This is a genomic window from Mesobacillus maritimus (genome assembly GCF_019749255.1).
In the GTDB taxonomy this organism is placed as follows: Bacteria; Bacillota; Bacilli; order Bacillales; family Cytobacillaceae; genus Mesobacillus_B; species Mesobacillus_B maritimus_A.
Window position 1 is genome coordinate 101,611 of record NZ_JACWFH010000036.1, and the last position, 14,229, is coordinate 115,839.

The window sequence follows — 14,229 nt, forward strand, 5'->3', positions numbered from 1 at the left end:
CCTTGTAGTCTCGCTTTTTTCGTGTCCTAATAAAATTAACAGAACAATGAGATCGCCAAAATGGTGGTCTTTTATTTACTAGTGAAGCTTTTACTTGACTGAGAAGTCCTTTTTATAACTCTGAAAAAACTTGCTTCATTTACTACATAGAATTGAATGAATTGGATTAGTTGGAACGCCGTATGCGGTGAAAGTCGCACGTACGGTGTGAACAGGGGGAAAAGGGAGCGATAACTTCAAACCCTTACCTATCTGTATCAATAGGAGCAGTCACTTCTTGTCTAAAGGGGAGTTTAGTTAAGGAAGTAATGTTAAAATTATTTATAGTTAATTTTTAGGAGATGAGGTAATTGCAATTTCTTTCTATACTATTTCTTATAGCCATTGGTGTCTTCATAATTTACTATTTACCACTAATATCAAAGGATTTACATAAAATCACTAAACAGAATGAAGAGATTAAAAATCTTTTAAAGAAAGTTCTTGATAGTGATAATAAGAAGATATAAGACCTTTTATTGTGCTAACGGGTGCGATTACTCAACAAGAGTAGTCGCTTCTTGTGCCATTGTGTAGGATGTTTGCCACTGGCTGAGGAGGAATGATATGCATAGTAAATTGTCTGTATTTCTAAAATTAATTTAGTGATATTATAGTAATATATGGTAAATGAAGGAGGCTGATTTATAAATGTTTGAGGCTTTAGGTAACTTTTTTGGAGCAATTGCAACAGCACTATTAGGGAAAAACAAAAAGAAAAAATAATGCTGTTACAGGGACCTATCAAAAAATTATTGGGGTGGAGAGGTGCAGTATCTAAAATTTAGAGCAAAGAATTACGTTGCTATTATTATAGGTTTATTAATTGGATTTACTATTTCTCAAGTAATGGGTGAAGGTTCGGGAATTTCAACTGCTATTACAGTTATTGGTGTTGGATTGGTAATAGGGGAACTTTTTATTTCTATAAGATGGTTCCGCAGAAACCACAGATTTGAGGACAATTAATAACGTTAAATCATACTTATATGTGAAGTGATGTACTTAAAGTAACGGGTGCTTTAATAAAAAACATGCAGCTAAATATTCTCTTTTATATATAATTTAATTGTGTTCGAAGGGGGATTGAGATATGGCTAATACATATAAGCTGCCACTTAAAAATGGGGAAATAATGGTGTTTACATCAGATATGAGCAAACAGGAAATATATGAATTACAACAGTTTGCTAACCAACATGAATTTTTTAGCTATTTTAAAGAAAGAGGAATCATACTTCATGGAATAGTTAAACCACCATTAGTGGACAGCAAAGAGAAGGAGTAATAGATAGCAAGGGGATAAATCATTTTACTCTTCAACCTCTGGTTGAATGAACGGTGGTTTTGCTGGAAAAACCCTATATATAACAGTCGGGCGCATTTGTTGAGTAGTAAGATGAGAAAACAACAGATCTATTTGCTGCACAGTACAATGATACTGTGAAAAAATGAAAAGAAACGATCATTTATATTAAGTAATCGTCTCTTTAACAATTACTGCTCCACAAAAGTTTTCTTATTAAAAAGAATGTGCTTGAAGTGCTGCGTCTTTTACTTATAGTGATAGTTGATCATCGTAAGGGAAGAGATAAGAACCTCCAATTGTTAATACTGAAAAAAATGGATATTATCCTATACTCTTTTGTGTATTATTAATCTGATTATGCTTTTTCGCCCATAGTTTTTCAATATAACCTGTTCCAAATAGAACTCCAGCTACAATAAATACAAATCCAATTAATTGTGAAGCTGTAATGGTTTCATTTAAGAAAAGTGCGGAGAACACAAGACCAAAAAAAGGAACAAAGTTATTAAATATGGAAGTTTTTCCTGCTCCTATCTGCTGGATCGCTGCATAAAAAACGATATACCCCACACCTGTTGCCACTACCCCTGACACAATAAATAAAAAGTAAATAAAGAAAGTGGCTGAAGTCATTTCGTTGAATCCTTTAGGTTCAGTTATAAAACTAATAATTAACAAACCTATTGAACCTAATAAATACATTATTGTTGTTACCTGTTTGGAATCGAGAGTTGCTGTTGCCTTTTTAACAAAAATAAAACTAATGGCTTGGACGAACATAGCAATAAATAAAATCAATTCTCCTTGAGATAATTGCATATTACTGAATGAACCACCTTGAATAAAAAAGACACCAGTTAATGCGAGGATAAACCCTATGGTTCGCAGTTTTGTTAATTGTTCACCTAAAAAGAGGACGGCAAGTATTGCTGTTGTAAGTGGTACTAATGATAAAATTAAAGAAGCATTCGAAGCATCAATCATTGTTAAGCCTATTGCTATAAGCGAGTGATGTAGAATGACACCAAAAACACACCCGAGTAGTGTATAAATCCATTCTCTTTTCGATAAACGACGAAATGATTTTCCAAGAACAATTATGATCAATGCCGTAATCCCAGCCATCATAATTCGAAATGCCGTCATGGTTTGTGGAGGTAAATATTCCACCAATACTTTAATTAAAACCATATTAAGTCCCCAAATAGCTGTGACAAAAAATACCAAACCATAAATTAGTAATAATCGCTTTTGATCCACAAAATTCCCTCCTTTGAACCTTTTAGTTTTCATCGTCTATTCCTAATAATCTCGAAACTGCTTATATTTCGCATAGAATTAACCTGTTATTAAAAAAAAGTAATGAATCGCCCATCTTTTTCCTAATTTAGATTCCGATTTCTGTCGGAATGTGCTTTGCATAGGTTAGGAAGTTATTGACGATCAGCTTTGTTTTGACCTTCATATATCCGGTTGTCGTTCCATCGCTACATCCATACCACTCTTCCAAAAGCACATCCCTATCAAAAACAACCTGCACAAGATTTTCCTTGTCTATTAAAACACCAAAAACAGTAGCAGCACCAATTTTTACGCCAAGAATACTTTCCATTAGTTCCGCCGGAGCAAAGGATACGCGTGAAATGTCAAGTGCATTGCTAAAATCTTTTGATTTGAATGGCTTATCAGCGGTGGTTATAAATAAATAAAACTTTGTCTTTTTACTATTGCAGAGCAACAGCGTTTTTACCATTTTCATATCCAATTTTTGATTGATCCAGGTACAGTCCTCCATTGATATGGCTTCATCTGTAGTCACTCGTTTAAATGAAATCTGTAACTTTGTCAATGATTCGTAGACCATTTCTTGTAGCGGAGACTTATAGCTATCTGGTACCTTTTCCATAATATCACTCACAAAAAACATCTTTATATCCCTAGCCTTTCCTAACTTGAATTTTTGATAGTAATAACATATCATGTTCACATGTATGACAAAAACGAATTTTTGTCATGATAAGCATGACAAAAACAGATGGAAAAGGAAACGAGTATGAATATCCAAAAATATGTGGCGTTTGTAAAAGTAGTAGAATTAGGTAGCTTTACAAAAGCAGCTCAAAGCTTGGACTATACACAGTCGGGGATCAGCCGTATGATTAACGATTTAGAAACGGAATGGGGGGTTTCCCTTTTTGAAAGAGGACGTGCCGGTATTAATTTAACCTCTGATGGCTTAAAGTTACTGCCCCAATTAAAGAGAATATGTAATGAGCATGAAATCTTAATGACTCAGATCGAAGACTTACACGATATAAAGACTGGGATGATTCGTATTGGGACATTTTCTAGCGTAGCAACCCATTGGCTCCCTAATATGATTAGAATTTTTAAGAAGGATTACCCAAAGATTGATTTTGAACTTCTGCTTGGTGATTATACAGAAATTGAAAGTTGGATTCTAAATGGACGTGTTGATTTTGGATTTGTGCGACTTCCATCAAAACCAGATTTAGATACTATCTTTGTGGAGCAAGACCGTTTGCTGGTCGTGATGCCGTTAAATCATCCTCTTGCTAATTGTGAAAAGTTTCCAATCAATGACTTATTGAATAGTCCGTTTATGCTACTGGAAAAGGGAGCAAAAGCAGAAATCTCTGAAATTTTTGAGATGCACCAAATTTCACCCCAAGTTAATTTTACAACATGGGATGATTATGCCATTATGTCTATGGTGGAAAACGGACTAGGAATCAGTATATTACCAGAATTGATCTTGAAGCGTATTCCTCACAAGATTATAGCGAAAGAGCTTGAAATTCCTGCTTTTAGGAATATTGGTATAGCTACAAGGGACCAAAAATCACTTTCCCTTGCGTCCAAGGAATTTTTAGAATATTTATCATATAGGAACATTGAGTGAATAAGTATGATGGTTCAAAATGATGTTTTTTCGCATTTTCAACTATTCAGCAATAGAAGCTAATGTTGAATAATCAAGCCGAAATAACTACAGATCTATTTGCTACGTAGTACAAGGAGACTGTTGTTAAGTTTCCTGTCAAACGAGACGGTTACATTTAAGTGATCGTCTTTTCGTATTTGACTAAATACTGTGCAATAAATAATTCCTAATTCAGAGGCTTTATGAAAGAAAATATTTAAGCAAATCAGGGTGTTATACAAAAAGGTACGCTCTAATGAGCGCACCTCTTGTTTTTATGAATTGTATATTTCTCTGTTTAAATTCACAATATCCTTATGTGAAAATTTAACTTCTTTCTTTTCTGCAAGGAGCTCTCCGAACCTTTCCATTACCTTATCCCGTTGGAATGGTGCTTTTTCTTTATTTGCCTTTTTCAAGGCTTTCGTGAGTTCATCTTTTGTTAGTTCTGTGCAGTATGCAGGAGTTCCTGGCTGTTGTCCCCAAGAGTCACTTAAAGAACCACTATCTACAGCGTCGAAGCCTAGATCGGATACTATGTCCATGACTACTTGTTTTTGTGATTGGTTATCACCAGCAACTGCCATCGCGATTCTTCCACTAGAATGTTCGGATGTTCCTTCATTTTCTAAAGTATAGGCTAATAAGTTGTTGAAAGCTTTTATGATAGGTCTGCCTAATTGATTTGAAACCCAAACACTTTCGACCATCCCGTTCTCTATTTCTTCAATTTTACCATCTCTAAAAGGATAATAATTTGAAGTATCTACAATAATTACTTCCTCCTCGACTTGATCGATTATGTTCCGAATGCTTGGCAGTGCCTTTATAGGGAGAGATATTATAAGAACTTCTATATTTTTAATTGCATCCTCTACCAGTACAGCTGTTCCAGCAAGCTCTTTTCCTTCTAAACGTTCAATTCCTCGTGCATCTGCAATTTTGACATCATGTCCATTCTTAACTAATTTTTTCGAAATAATTGACCCAATTGGTCCAGCACCTATAATTCCAAATTTCATGATTGTTCCTCCTAAAGTTATATAAAAGAATTCTTCAGCTTAAAGTTACACAATCATATGTTTATCAAACGGTAAACATATTAGATAAAAAAACGTATTGAGTATTTCTGTTACATATACTAGAATAAAATCATTTCTCATCTTTTTGAAGTAGGCAATAAAAAATGGCGTAGTACATTTTTTTGTACTTAACAGTAGAAAGCAGGTGAAGATGGTGTCTAGGATATGTAAGGATGGATTTGATAAAGAGTGTATAAAGGAACAAAGAGAATTTTTTGGCATTGCTTATACCCAAAATATCCTCTCCGGACGTTGGAAATATGTAATTCTATGGTATTTAAAGACCAAAGAGCGTCGCTATAGTGAAATTAAAGCCTTTTTATGGGATATTTCACAAGGTTCTCTTACAAAGCAACTTCGAGAACTAGAAACAGATGGTTTAATTAATCGCAAAGTTTTTCCAGAGGTTCCTCCTCGTGTAGAGTATTCACTAACCTCAAAAGGGGAAGAATTAATCCCTATTATTGATTTGATGGAAGAGTTCGGGAAGAAGTTTGGGGAGCAGGCAGACTAACCAAAGCTCTCCCATTCATCGTTTACAAGTTACCCCTATTTCACAACTAAATGGTTTAAGGTCGAGGCTGTCATTGTGGCAGCTTTTTTGTTATAACCAAGCTATTAGGTACAAAAAAATGTACTATGGCAACTTTTATTGCCCTCTTTTAAAAATTGAGAATTGGTTTTATTCTAGTGACTATAACAAAATTACTCCATTTAACAAGTTGATAGGCAAAACGGTGTACTATACAGAATCAGGACAATTTAGTGTTTAACAGTTGATGTGGATGCATGGATCCATCCTTTTGTCGTCTGTTCTAGATAAATTCAGCCTGATAAAATGAGAGTAGGTCTCTTAAGTTAGATGGACAACTAAATTTTAACTGTGATAAAGTTAGCTTGCTAAGTAAAATTCAGTAGTGGAGGCATATCTATGAACGATAATAAGGTTGGATGCGATATTCGTGAGTCGTTAGATAAAATCTCATCTAAAATGCGTCGAGATTACAGCGAAAGTCTGAGAGAACTGAATCTTCATGTTGGCCAGGATAAACTACTCGCTCGTTTGTGGTTAGGTGATGGAATCACACAAATGCAACTATGTGAACATTTGAAATGCGAACCGCCTACGGTAACAAATATGGTTAAATCGCTGGAGCTAAATGGATTCATATATCGAAAACGTGATGAACAAGATGCAAGGGTTATGCGAATTTATCTAACGGACAAGGGCAAACAATTAGAGGAACCAGTTGATCTCAAATGGAAACAGCAGCAAGCAAAATTACTCCATTCAATCTCACCGGAAGAACTCTTAATCTTAAGAGAACTAATGAAGCGCATGGAGAGAAACTTATTCTAAGTTTTCTCTATGTTGATACTTAGCATGCTAAGTATTTGTTTAGCAACCTAAATATAAATAGTTCTATATCGTAAACAGTTATGAAATCCACTAAATTAGTTAGCAAGCTAAATGTTTTCTGGCTTTCAAATCTACTGTAATATACTACGGCCACTTGTTACTTGGAGCCATTTTAAAAATAAAGGAGAAGAGATACATGAAACAAAGAAAAGAGATGCAGCTAGCGTTACAAATGGTTTCTGGATACGGAGCTGAATTCAGCGCTTGGAGAATGCCTGGTACCGACCCAGCAGCCTACACAAATACGGATAGTTATGTAGAGCGAGCTAAAATCGCTGAAAAAGGAAAATTTCAAATGATCTTTATCGCCGATACCCCAGCATTAACCGTCGACTTAGGCCCTCAGACTCCTAGTTTTCCTATGGATCCTATGTTAGCACTTATGGCTGTAGCTAGAGAAACGAAACATATTGGTCTTGTTGCTACACTATCCACGACATTCAATTATCCATATAACATAGCACGTCAGTTTAAAGCACTCGATGTGATAAGTAAAGGGCGTGTAGGTTGGAATGCGGTCACCACATCCGAGCCATTAGCTGCAGCAAATTTTGGTGCTCGGGTTGGCAACCGCAAAGAACGATATAGTATGGCTCATGAATCCATCCAAATTGTCCAAGCATTATGGGGGAGTTGGGAACAAGACGCTTGGACGTTAGATGTAGAAGGTGGAAAATTTGCCGACATGGACAAAATTCAGCCTATAAATCTTCAAGGGCAATATTATGCATCCCGTGGTCCTTTGCCAATCCCGCCCTCCGAGCAAGGTCAGCCAGTTATTTTCCAGGCAGGAGGAGGGCAGGAAGGGTTGGAATTAGCGGGGAGGTACGCTTCTGGTGTCTATGCGAATCCTTATGACATTGAGTCTGCTCGTGAACATAGGCAAGCACTTCGACAAAGTGCAGCTCGTTTTGGCAGAAATCCGGATGACATCAAGATGTATGCAGGTTTTATGTTTTCCATAGGTTCAACGGAAGAAGAAGGTTTAGAACGTCGAAGACAACTTATGAGTTTTAATCCTGAAGAGATTCCAAGTCGGGTAAGTTACCTTGGTTCAATGGTTGGTTTACCACTTTCGGTGAATTCGTTAGATATTGATCAACCTTTAGCAACTGACATGTTGAAAAACGCATATGCCAACCCTATGGATCCACGTTCCCACAGAGCTTTAGAGCTTCTGCAAAAAGGTCTATCCATTCGAGATGTTCTTGCGCATGGGGTCATTAACTATCATCCAGTAGTTGCAGGCACCCCCTTACAAGTTGCCGACTTCTTGGAAGAATGGTTTTTGGCTGGTGCATGTGATGGCTTCTCGGTTGTTCCGGATATAGCCTATGATGGTGTTGCTGATTTTGTGGAACATGTTGTCCCAATTTTGCAGGACCGTGGTTTGTTTCACAAGGATTATGAAGGAAAAACACTACGTGAGAATATGGGAGTTCCTTATCAATACGGCAGGCTGAAAGATAATTAAAGCTTAGATAACAACAAACAATGATTTGCTAAAAATAAACGATTATTAATTAAGTTGATTTACAAGGAGATATTAAATGAAGAATCAATACAATACGCGTGCCATTATGGCATCGCTACTTATCTGCGGTTTCGTCGGCATGTTCAGCGAAACTGCCCTCAATATTGCAATGACTAATTTAATGGAAGTATTCCAAATTTCGGCCGCAACTGCACAGTGGTTAACAACTGGGTTCTTGTTGACTCTAGGCATTTTAATGCCAATAAGTGGGTTGTTATTGCAGATGTTTACTACAAGACAGCTCTTCACAGGTTCGCTCATCAGCTTAATCGTCGGTACATTGATCGCGGCGATGGCGTTCAACTTTGGAATGTTAATGTTCGCCCGAGTTTTACAGGCAGTAGGTATGAGCTTGTTGCTCCCACTCTTGTTCAATACCATTCTTGTCATCTATCCGCCTGAGAAGCGGGGGGCGGCAATGGGGTTTGTCGGACTTGTTATCATGTTTGCGCCAGCAACCGGTCCTACCATAGGTGGTCTATTAATAGAGTATTTTACATGGCATTATATCTTCTGGTTCTCGTTTCCATTCCTGATTATTGGGTTGTTGATAGGACTGAAGTACTTGGAAAATGTCACCGATGTAACGAAGCCCCGGATCGATCTGCTGTCTGTCGCACTGTCAACAATTGGCTTTGGAGGAGTTGTCTTCGGTTTCAGTAAAGCAGGCGAAGGATCTGAAGGATGGGGCAGTGTAGTTGTGCTCACTTCAATCATTGTTGGGCTTGTTGCACTGGTGCTGTTCGTACTGCGCCAAATCTTAATGAATGATCCGATGATGAACCTTAGCGTTTTCAAGTATCCGATGTATGTCGTTGGGCTGCTTCTGGTACTGTCATGTATGATGATTATTATGTCGAGTATGATTATTCTGCCGATGTTTCTGCAAACGGGTGCAGGGTTGTCTGTGTTCACTGCGGGACTCATGCTTTTGCCGGGCAGCGCTTTGAACGGTATCCTCTCCCCGCGAATGGGGCATTTGTTCGATAAATATGGGCCAAAATGGCTCGTTATTCCCGGACTCGTGATCGTTTCAGTCATGTTATGGTTGTTTACTTCACTATCTCCTGCTTCTTCAGTGGCATTTATCGTGGCACTGCATATCGGTCTCATGGTTGGTGTAGGCATGGTATGGATGCCAGCTCAAACGAACGGGCTAAATCAATTGCCGCCGGAGTTATACCCGCACGGCACGGCAGTCTTAAATACACTGCAGCAGGTGGCAGGCGCGATTGGAATTGCTGTAGCAATTAGCATCCTTACGGGTGGTATGGAGAAATACTTGCACGGCTCCTCAGATCCGACTATGCTGAACGAAATAGCAAAAGCGATGACAGCAGGATCACAAAACGTGTTTTTGTTCACGATGATCATAGCATTAATTGGCTTGATTTTAGCATTCTTCATTCGACGCGTAGTCAATCACGAGGAGCGATATTCGGCACATTGATTTTTTAATAAATAACAACAACAGGGTTACTTAGGAAAATAATAAATAAGTTGACCCTGTGTATTTAATTACGAAACCTAAGTGACATAGATGAAATTCTATGTCTTTTTCCATAATATAATCCTTTTATTTGAAAAAGTGTTGTTATTGGAAAGCAGCGCTATTGCACAGTACAACGATACTGTTCATCTAAATAGAGTATTCAACAATTAAGGTAGATTCTTCAAAAGCCGGATTAATTCAAATCAATAAGTTTTTACTTCCTACAATTTGTTGGTTACGCTAACTTATTCTCTCTCTCTCTAGATAATTATCCTTTCACCACAAGAACCCCCAAGGAAGGAAGGGGGTTATACGTTTATCGCTTCGTCATCACTAGCTCTCAAACGCTTAATATCTTCTTTTGGTGGCAAACCAAACATGCGCGAATATTCACGACTGAATTGTGATGGACTATCATAGCCCACCCGGAATGCAACATCAGCAGCATCTGATGACTCAGATAATAACAAGCTGCGAGCTTCTTGTAGTCTCAGTTGTTTCTGGAATTGAATGGGGCTCATTGCGGTTACTTCTTTAAAGTGCCGATGTAGGGAAGAAACACTCATATTAGCTATTTCCGCAAGTTCCTCAATCTTTAACGATTTTTCATAGTTGTTCATGATATGTTGGATTACATCACTGATTTGATGGGTTGAACTACCTTCTATTGCAATCTGTTTAAGCATACCTCCATGTTCTCCTTGCAGAACCCGATAGATGATTTCTTTCATAATAAGAGGAGCAATTACCTTTATGTCTTTCGGAGTATCTAGTAATCGAACTAATCTTGTTACCGCATCTAGCAAAGAGGCTTCTATTTCGCTGACATACATACCACGTTTAGCATTTTCCTTCTTATCAACCCCCATTTCGAATTCACGTAACACCTCCAATATTTCACTGGGTGTGAATTCCAGTTTGAGAGCCAGATAAGGCACTTCAGGAGAAGCTTCCGTAACTTGTCCTGCAATTGGTAGGTTAACCGATGCAACAAGGTAATTGGCAGGACTGTACACATAGCTCTCCTGTGCGAGCAATACCATCTTCCTACCTTGAACGATCATGCATAATGAAGGTTTGTAGACTCCGTAACTTGGGCCTATTAAATCAGAGAAACGAGTGAACGATAAAGAAGGAATAGTAGTCGGGTGAATTCCGTCATTACCTGTGTGACTCTCAATAATCTGGGTCAGTTCAACTCGCTGTTTATCGACTTGTGTGGACATAAAAAACCTCCTTGTGTCAAAGTCTTTTATTCTATACTAATACATATTTCCTCAGAATATAAGCGATATGAGATGATTAGGCAATGATTTAGTAGGATTAGTATAATAGTTTCTAATTTTTTTGTTGCATAATAAGGGAGCCACGGTTTTTTATTCTCACATCTCCACAATAGGTGTTAAGGAGTTGAATCGTACATGAAAAGACGTAACTTAGGAAAAAGTGACTTGAAAGTTTCCTCCATCGGACTTGGATGCATGGGGATGAGCTATGGTTACGGTCCTGCTTCGGACAAGAAAGAAATGATTTCGCTTATTCACGAGGCAATTGACCGTGGGGTTACTTTCTTCGATACTGCTGAGGTATATGGCCCATATGTCAATGAGGAATTAGTTGGGGAAGCCCTTGCTCCATTCAAGGGGAAAGTGGCTATCGCTACTAAGTTTGGTATCCAAATACAAAATGGCAATCAGGTTCTCGACAGTAAGCCGGAGTGTATTAGGCAATCCGTTGAAGGGTCGCTAAAACGGCTTCAGGTTGACACCATTGATCTTTACTATCAGCATCGGGTGGATCCCGGTGTTCCGATTGAAGAGGTTGCCGGAGTAATACAAGACCTAATCAAGGAAGGTAAAATTAACCATTGGGGACTTTCTGAAGCAGGGGTGGAGACGATTCGCCGTGCACACTCGGTTCATCCCCTTACGGCCATTCAAAGTGAATATTCGATGATGTGGAGAAGTCCTGAGAATGAGCTGTTTCCTACCCTTGAAGAGTTGGGAATCGGGTTTGTTCCTTTCAGTCCATTGGGCAAGGGATTCCTTACTGGAAAAATTAAAAAAGATGCAACTTTCAGTAGCTCTGATTTCCGTAGCGTTGTTCCTCGCTTTAAACCTGATAATTTAGAAGCGAATCAGGTATTGGTCGACCTAGTAAAAAAGATGGCAATAGAAAAAGACGCAACGCCCGCTCAAATTGCACTTGCGTGGGTACTTGTCCAGAAGCCTTGGGTTGTTCCAATTCCAGGTACTCGGAAATTGAATCGTCTAGAAGAAAATCTTGAGGCAGCTGATATTGAACTGAGACCTGAGGAAATCATTGACTTGAATGCTGCCTTATCAAAAATTGAGATTTCGGGAGATCGCTATCCAGAGAAATATGCAAGCAGGGTAGGTAAATAATTATATATGAAAACAGGAGGATCTTATATGCAAAATGTAACGTTAAATAATGGTGTTGAAATGCCAATTCTAGGCTTTGGGGTTTTTCAGATTCAAGATGAAAGTGAATGTGAACAAGCTGTTTATGATGCGATTATGGCAGGATATCGTCTAATCGATACTGCTGCCTCTTATCTAAATGAAGAAGCAGTTGGCCGAGCAATCAAGCGGAGTGGTGTTCCTAGAGAAGAATTGTTTATTACCACGAAACTTTGGGTTCAGGATACAGGTTACGAGGGCACAAAGAAGGCAGTTGCAAAGTCAATGAAGAGGCTTCAATTGGACTATTTGGATTTGTATTTAATCCATCAGCCATTTGGAGATGTACATGGTTCTTGGCGAGCAATGGAAGAACTGTATGCGCAAGGAAAAATCAAGGCGATTGGAGTGAGTAACTTCCATCCAGACCGCCTGATTGATTTAATCATTCATAATGAAGTTGTTCCTGCGGTTAACCAAGTTGAAACACATGTTTTCAACCAACAAATAGAAAGTCATGCCTTCATGAAAGAGAACAATGTTCAGATAGAGTCCTGGGGACCATTTGCGGAAGGGAAAAATAACATGTTCCAGAACGAAACGCTGATGTCCATAGCTGAAAAGTATAATAAATCCGTTGCTCAGGTGGTTTTACGTTGGCTTACACAAAGAGGAGTCGTTGCGATTCCAAAGTCTGTCCGTAAGGAAAGAATCATCGAAAACTTTAATATCTTTGACTTTGAATTAAGCCAAGAGGATATGGACCAAATCGCCACGTTAGATACGAAAGAGAGCTTATTCTTTTCACACAGGGATCCTGAAATGGTGAAGTGGATTGGTACCCGTAAGCTTGAGATTTAATACTAGTTTTCATATGAACAAGGAAAAGTCGATTTCCTACTTGGAACATCGACTTTTTTCTTATTATTTAGCCAATTACTTGTTATGTAAGTGACTGTGACAAGATTAGGCAATCATTCGATACGATTGTGATACCAGACGTTATTTATACTGTTGCATAATATTGATAAGTTGTTTAATGGTATGTTTGTATTTTTTTAAATTATCAAATAAAGGTTTTGATTCCAGTCATGATTATACCTAGTTGTTGGTCTTGGAGTCGTATTGAAATCTAGAGGAGGAATAGTGTGAAAAAAATATTATTTGGGATTTTTATATTGCTGGTGATGTCTATTACCCTTATTGCTTGCAGTAACAATAATGATAATTCTACCCAACAGGAATCGACTAATGATGTTTCACAAAATGATCCTAATGCACAGCAAGAGCCATCGGAGGATACTTCCCAAGAGAATCCTGTGGAAGACGGTTCTAGTATAATTCAATTTCCTGAAGATTACAGAGATGGAGTTCTTTACAATACATTGACAAGAGGAAGCGCTTATGAGGAATTTTTCACGAGTGAGGAAACGATTGAAGCAGTGCAGAATGGGGAACCAATTCCAAATGGTTCTGTCATTACCCTTGTCATTTACGAGAATGATGAACTTGACCGAATCTTTGTGATGAAAAAGGACGCAGACCTGGACCCACAACTGTTGGATGAACAGCATAATGGAGAATGGGCTTTTCAGAACTTCACTCCTAACGGAACTGTAAATGAAGAGGAAGATCTTGGTCGCTGTATGTCTTGTCACGCAAATCAAGAGAGAGACGATTTTCTATATAAGCTGGAAGAAATGAAGAGTTTTGACCTTGATGAGGTTGCCGGATTAATTGAAAGTAATAAAGAATCTCAAATCTCAGGTGTCTCTACAGATGAATGGGAGATAAGAGAGGTAGCAGCTCACTTAGATCACTCGCCTTCCAATGATGTGAATAGTAAGGAGAGTATTGTATTAGAAGGTCAGGAAAAAGGTGAAATAATAAAAAATGTTCTATTGACATTGCATCTCAAGCAGTTGAAAAACGGATAGATTTGAGGAATAAGATTTTTATTCAATGAAAGTTAAACGACAACTCATG

The 14,229-nt window shown here is 38.0% G+C and carries 14 protein-coding genes; 10 read left to right on the forward strand and 4 right to left on the reverse strand.

What is annotated here, in order from left to right:
* Positions 1 to 807 precede the first annotated feature (807 nt).
* Together H0185_RS22155 and H0185_RS22160 are read left to right on the forward strand one after the other, a co-directional pair.
* The gene (locus H0185_RS22155; protein ID WP_221875681.1) at positions 808 to 1,008 is read left to right on the forward strand and encodes a hypothetical protein; all 201 of its coding nucleotides are present in this window, start codon (positions 808 to 810) and stop codon (positions 1,006 to 1,008) included.
* Positions 1,009 to 1,132: 124 nt separating this feature from the next.
* Positions 1,133 to 1,327: a hypothetical protein gene (locus H0185_RS22160; protein ID WP_221875682.1), complete on the forward strand. Its 195-nt coding sequence runs from the start codon at positions 1,133 to 1,135 to the stop codon at positions 1,325 to 1,327.
* Between the two features lie 342 nt (positions 1,328 to 1,669).
* Here the strand turns inward: H0185_RS22160 and H0185_RS22165 are convergent, their stop codons facing one another.
* Both H0185_RS22165 and H0185_RS22170 read right to left on the reverse strand, forming a co-directional pair.
* Entirely contained in the window at positions 1,670 to 2,608 is a 939-nt protein-coding gene (locus H0185_RS22165; protein ID WP_221875683.1) for a DMT family transporter, read from the reverse strand.
* 127 nt (positions 2,609 to 2,735) lie between these two features.
* A complete protein-coding gene (locus tag H0185_RS22170) occupies positions 2,736 to 3,275 on the reverse strand; it encodes a prolyl-tRNA synthetase associated domain-containing protein (RefSeq protein WP_221875684.1) in 540 nt (179 codons plus the stop codon).
* Positions 3,276 to 3,401: 126 nt separating this feature from the next.
* Here H0185_RS22170 and H0185_RS22175 point away from each other — a divergent pair, with 126 nt between their 5' ends.
* Positions 3,402 to 4,271, forward strand: a complete 870-nt coding sequence (locus H0185_RS22175; RefSeq protein ID WP_221875685.1) for a LysR family transcriptional regulator — start codon at positions 3,402 to 3,404, stop codon at positions 4,269 to 4,271.
* Positions 4,272 to 4,567: 296 nt separating this feature from the next.
* Here the strand turns inward: H0185_RS22175 and H0185_RS22180 are convergent, their stop codons facing one another.
* Positions 4,568 to 5,314: an NADPH-dependent F420 reductase gene (locus H0185_RS22180; RefSeq protein ID WP_221875686.1), complete on the reverse strand. Its 747-nt coding sequence runs from the start codon at positions 5,312 to 5,314 to the stop codon at positions 4,568 to 4,570.
* Between the two features lie 214 nt (positions 5,315 to 5,528).
* Here H0185_RS22180 and H0185_RS22185 point away from each other — a divergent pair, with 214 nt between their 5' ends.
* From H0185_RS22185 to H0185_RS22200, 4 genes are all read left to right on the forward strand, one after another.
* Complete coding sequence (locus H0185_RS22185) at positions 5,529 to 5,888, forward strand: winged helix-turn-helix transcriptional regulator (protein WP_221875724.1); 360 nt, start codon at positions 5,529 to 5,531, stop codon at positions 5,886 to 5,888.
* 417 nt (positions 5,889 to 6,305) lie between these two features.
* Complete coding sequence (locus H0185_RS22190; RefSeq protein ID WP_221875687.1) at positions 6,306 to 6,734, forward strand: MarR family winged helix-turn-helix transcriptional regulator; 429 nt, start codon at positions 6,306 to 6,308, stop codon at positions 6,732 to 6,734.
* Between the two features lie 196 nt (positions 6,735 to 6,930).
* The gene (locus H0185_RS22195; RefSeq protein ID WP_221875688.1) at positions 6,931 to 8,268 is read left to right on the forward strand and encodes an NtaA/DmoA family FMN-dependent monooxygenase; all 1,338 of its coding nucleotides are present in this window, start codon (positions 6,931 to 6,933) and stop codon (positions 8,266 to 8,268) included.
* Positions 8,269 to 8,344: 76 nt separating this feature from the next.
* Positions 8,345 to 9,778: an MDR family MFS transporter gene (locus H0185_RS22200; RefSeq protein ID WP_221875689.1), complete on the forward strand. Its 1,434-nt coding sequence runs from the start codon at positions 8,345 to 8,347 to the stop codon at positions 9,776 to 9,778.
* Positions 9,779 to 10,128: 350 nt separating this feature from the next.
* On the opposite strand, the gene H0185_RS22205 is transcribed toward H0185_RS22200, so the two are convergent.
* Positions 10,129 to 11,046, reverse strand: coding sequence for an AraC family transcriptional regulator (locus H0185_RS22205; protein ID WP_221875690.1), 918 nt, complete (start codon positions 11,044 to 11,046; stop codon positions 10,129 to 10,131).
* A gap of 195 nt (positions 11,047 to 11,241) precedes the next feature.
* Between H0185_RS22205 and H0185_RS22210 the strand changes: the two genes are divergently transcribed.
* The 3 genes from H0185_RS22210 to H0185_RS22220 all read left to right on the forward strand — a co-directional run bounded on the left by H0185_RS22210 (position 11,242) and on the right by H0185_RS22220 (position 14,180).
* Positions 11,242 to 12,225 (forward strand): aldo/keto reductase, encoded by a 984-nt coding sequence (locus H0185_RS22210; RefSeq protein ID WP_221875691.1) that lies wholly within the window; start codon positions 11,242 to 11,244, stop codon positions 12,223 to 12,225.
* 27 nt (positions 12,226 to 12,252) lie between these two features.
* Positions 12,253 to 13,104 carry an aldo/keto reductase gene (locus H0185_RS22215; protein ID WP_221875692.1) on the forward strand — a complete coding sequence of 284 codons (852 nt, stop codon included), beginning with the start codon at positions 12,253 to 12,255 and terminating at the stop codon, positions 13,102 to 13,104.
* A 287-nt stretch (positions 13,105 to 13,391) separates the two neighbouring features.
* A complete protein-coding gene (locus H0185_RS22220; protein WP_221875693.1) occupies positions 13,392 to 14,180 on the forward strand; it encodes a cytochrome P460 family protein in 789 nt (262 codons plus the stop codon).
* Positions 14,181 to 14,229: the final 49 nt, after the last annotated feature.

Coding starts and splice junctions, on each gene's coding strand:
- H0185_RS22205 (WP_221875690.1), bottom strand. CDS start 11,046: ATGTCCACACAAGTCGATAAACAGCGAGTTGAACTGACCCAGATTATT.
- H0185_RS22170 (WP_221875684.1), bottom strand. CDS start 3,275: ATGTTTTTTGTGAGTGATATTATGGAAAAGGTACCAGATAGCTATAAG.
- H0185_RS22195 (WP_221875688.1), top strand. CDS start 6,931: ATGAAACAAAGAAAAGAGATGCAGCTAGCGTTACAAATGGTTTCTGGA.
- H0185_RS22180 (WP_221875686.1), bottom strand. CDS start 5,314: ATGAAATTTGGAATTATAGGTGCTGGACCAATTGGGTCAATTATTTCG.
- H0185_RS22175 (WP_221875685.1), top strand. CDS start 3,402: ATGAATATCCAAAAATATGTGGCGTTTGTAAAAGTAGTAGAATTAGGT.
- H0185_RS22200 (WP_221875689.1), top strand. CDS start 8,345: ATGAAGAATCAATACAATACGCGTGCCATTATGGCATCGCTACTTATC.
- H0185_RS22215 (WP_221875692.1), top strand. CDS start 12,253: ATGCAAAATGTAACGTTAAATAATGGTGTTGAAATGCCAATTCTAGGC.
- H0185_RS22190 (WP_221875687.1), top strand. CDS start 6,306: ATGAACGATAATAAGGTTGGATGCGATATTCGTGAGTCGTTAGATAAA.
- H0185_RS22210 (WP_221875691.1), top strand. CDS start 11,242: ATGAAAAGACGTAACTTAGGAAAAAGTGACTTGAAAGTTTCCTCCATC.
- H0185_RS22160 (WP_221875682.1), top strand. CDS start 1,133: ATGGCTAATACATATAAGCTGCCACTTAAAAATGGGGAAATAATGGTG.